This is a genomic window from Brachyspira catarrhinii (genome assembly GCF_005518285.1).
Classification (GTDB): domain Bacteria; phylum Spirochaetota; class Brachyspiria; order Brachyspirales; family Brachyspiraceae; genus Brachyspira; species Brachyspira catarrhinii.
The window spans coordinates 1-3,224 of sequence record NZ_SJDU01000262.1 but is presented as its reverse complement, the minus strand read 5'-3'; the positions used below and the strand labels follow the sequence as shown (position 1 = coordinate 3,224).

4 protein-coding genes are annotated in these 3,224 nt (G+C 20.4%); all 4 read right to left on the bottom strand.

The genetic code is table 11. The features are described from left to right. The coding region (locus tag EZH24_RS09055; protein WP_137998837.1) for an AAA family ATPase at positions 1–1,530 on the bottom strand (1,530 nt) is incomplete at its 3' end. A 198-nt stretch (positions 1,531–1,728) separates the two neighbouring features. Further along, on the bottom strand, positions 1,729–2,358 hold the full coding sequence (locus EZH24_RS09050; RefSeq protein ID WP_137998836.1) for a hypothetical protein: 630 nt from the start codon (positions 2,356–2,358) through the stop codon (positions 1,729–1,731). Positions 2,359–2,362: 4 nt separating this feature from the next. Next, complete coding sequence (locus EZH24_RS09045) at positions 2,363–2,572, bottom strand: hypothetical protein (protein WP_137998835.1); 210 nt, start codon at positions 2,570–2,572, stop codon at positions 2,363–2,365. 190 nt (positions 2,573–2,762) lie between these two features. Next, positions 2,763–3,224: hypothetical protein (locus EZH24_RS14130; RefSeq protein WP_161976128.1), on the bottom strand; the 462-nt coding region annotated here is incomplete at its 5' end.

The window sequence follows — 3,224 nt, the reverse complement described above, 5'->3', positions numbered from 1 at the left end:
GAAATGTTTTTTAAAATCTTCTCTCTCAACTCCTTTAGATGAATTATTATTTAATTTTAATTCTTCTATTTTTAATTGTGTATTTTTATATGAACTAAAAATTTCTTTTAAATCATCTAATGAATATTCACATGATAATTTATATATATTATCATATGATTCATAATCATTTATTATTACTTCAATATATTCAAAAAATAGTTTTTCTGGTGATTTATTACCAGGTAAAAAAGTTATACAATTAGATATATTATCTTCATTATTTTTTTTATCACCATCAAGTATACATATGCCTAAATACTGTTCATCTTCAAAATGCTCTTCTCTAAAAAGTGTTTGTAAATTACCTGAACCTATTTTTATATTTAATAAAAAAAATTTACTTCTTATATAAGAAAAAGAAGTTCCATATTTTCTCTCAAAAAAATCAAATAAAATATTTAAAAATATTCTAGCTTCTTCATCTTCTGTAAAGATATTGATCCTAATATTTTCATACATTTTATTTCTACCAATATTAAAAAGATCCTGTATTATTTCATAAATATTTGATTTATATGATTTAACAACTTTATTATTTTTATCTTTTAGATAAATTATATTTATTTGTTCCTTTTTATTCAAAGAATACTTTATTAATGACAAACTATGAGTTGTAAATATTACCTTAATTCTATATTTCTTAGAATATTCATATAATTTATCTAATAATTTATTTTGATAATTTGGATGCAGTGTTGCATCAAATTCATCTATCAAAAATATAGATACAAATTCTTCATTATTTCTATAATTCTCATCTAAACTATCATAGTAATATTCAAATGATACTAAAGCTTGAAGTATTATAAATAAATTATCTTCTCCAGCAGATATTGTATTAGAATCAATACCATCAATATTTGTAGAAAAATCTCCTCTATTTTTTATATTAGAAACAGATTCATTATATCTATATTCTATATCAAAATTTGTGAATTCTTTATATAATTCTTTTATAGAATTTTTATATTTCTCTGGTAAATCAACTTTTATCTTTTCTATTGTATTATCATTATCGTATTCACTATAAGCTAATAACCTAAATAATCCAAGGTATATAATAAATTTATATTCCAAATGCTCTTTTTTATTAATTTGATGTGTAGGAATAAGTCTAAGTCTTTGTTTTTCTCTTGTTTTAGTTGTATTATGTCTTCTAAACTTCAATCTAGAATTATTACTGTAAGTTACAAAATATAGACCGCCTTTAATGTTTTTAGCAGGATCATTATAATATTTTGAAATTCTAGCTAATTTTTCTAATTTAGGGTTTATCTCTTTAGTAATTTTATTTGTTATTGTAATGAATTGTTTATCTTTTAAATATTCAAAATTTTTATCTATTTTTTTAAATGAATTACTAATAACATATAATAATGATGATTTGCATGTTCCATTAACACCAGCTATTATATTTATGTTTTTATTAAATTCAAAAGTTATATTTTCAAATTTTCGATATTTTATAAATTCTAATTTTAGCCCCATGATTTATACCCACTAAAAATATATTTAATATTATATACTTTCAAAATATAGCTGTCAATAAAATAAAAGGGCAGCCATTATTAACAGCCACCCTTTTATTATTCATATGATTTTATCAAAACAAAAAACTAAAATTTTATAGTAGAGTTATTATAACTTGTGCTTTTTTATAAGTATATTTAATTAACTAATTAATATTTAGTTTATAGAACTATCATCATATAATTCTGTATTCATTAATAATGATTCAAATAAAAGTTCCAAAGACGAACGTGATAAATTTCTATTATTTAAACAATGAATAAAATATTCTTTATCTTTTAAATAAAGACCTACTTTTACTTCTAATTCTTCCATAATATTAAAAACTATAAATAATGTTATCATTTCATTAAAGTTAAGAACAAAAGTTGTATATGCTTTATCTTGTTTAAATTTACTTTTATCGATCTCATTAGATATAAATGGTTTTTGGTGTACTAAATGGTATGTTAAATATGCTAATCTTTTACGAATATGTGGTTCATTACTTTCAATCATAAGTCCTGAACTGCTTCTTATTTTAAATGATACATAATTCAATTCTTTTCTATTTTTTATATATTTTGACAATATATTGTCAATTCTTTTAGCACCATATATGTCTTTAGAATATCTCATTAATGCCTCATATAATCTTGTATAACTTAACCCAAATTTAGCCCCGCAAACATCATAAATCCTCTGTATATTATTTGATATAATTTTCATCTTTTTATTTGGAGTTAATTTTGATATATCAGTAAAATCTTCTAACATAAAAGAGAAATTAAAATTATTAATATTCATATTATCATTCATCACCTAATATTTTTTTTATCTTTTTAAAATTTTTATCTATAATTTCATCAGATTCTTCTTTGGTAACATTTTTAAAATTTGTTTTAAAACTACTAGATTTAGATGGGTTTTCTGGCTGCTTATTATTATCCATTTCAAATAATTTATCAAAATCAATATTGCAATCTAATAATTGATTATTATTTTCTTCTTTTGATTTCATATTAAGCCCCTATAAAAATATAATATTATTGATTATATACCTCCCCAAATTGCATTATTTATTATAACATATTATATATAAAATAAAACCTTATATAGTTACTTTTATTTAAAATAAAAAACAATATTATTTATAAACAAAAAGGACAGCCGTTATACACAGCCGCCCTTTTATTTTAAACCATAACATTCTAAAATCTATAAAGATCATTTAAACCGTTACGAGTTAAAATATTCTTCTTTTTTATTACATTGAACATACATTCAAGTATTTGAGAATAATTAGCTTTAGTAAACTCTATAGCATCTTTATATTCTTTGATATATTCATTAACTTTATCTCTATCATTATCTATATGAGTTAATGTATTTCTTAATTGACTAATAGCTATCTTAGTTTTCTCGTTAAATTCTCCTTTTTCATTATGTACATAATAATTGTAACATAAAATAAAATTACTACCTTTATAATATATATTAACTGTTCTTCCATCCCAATTATTTTTACTATCAATATATCCATTGACATGTTTTATAAAATTAAAAAGAGAAGTTACAATTAAATCCTTACTTGAAAAAGTAAGAATTTCATATATACGAAGTATAATATTTTTATTTTTTATCTTTATATTAGTATTTAATATATCTCTCTC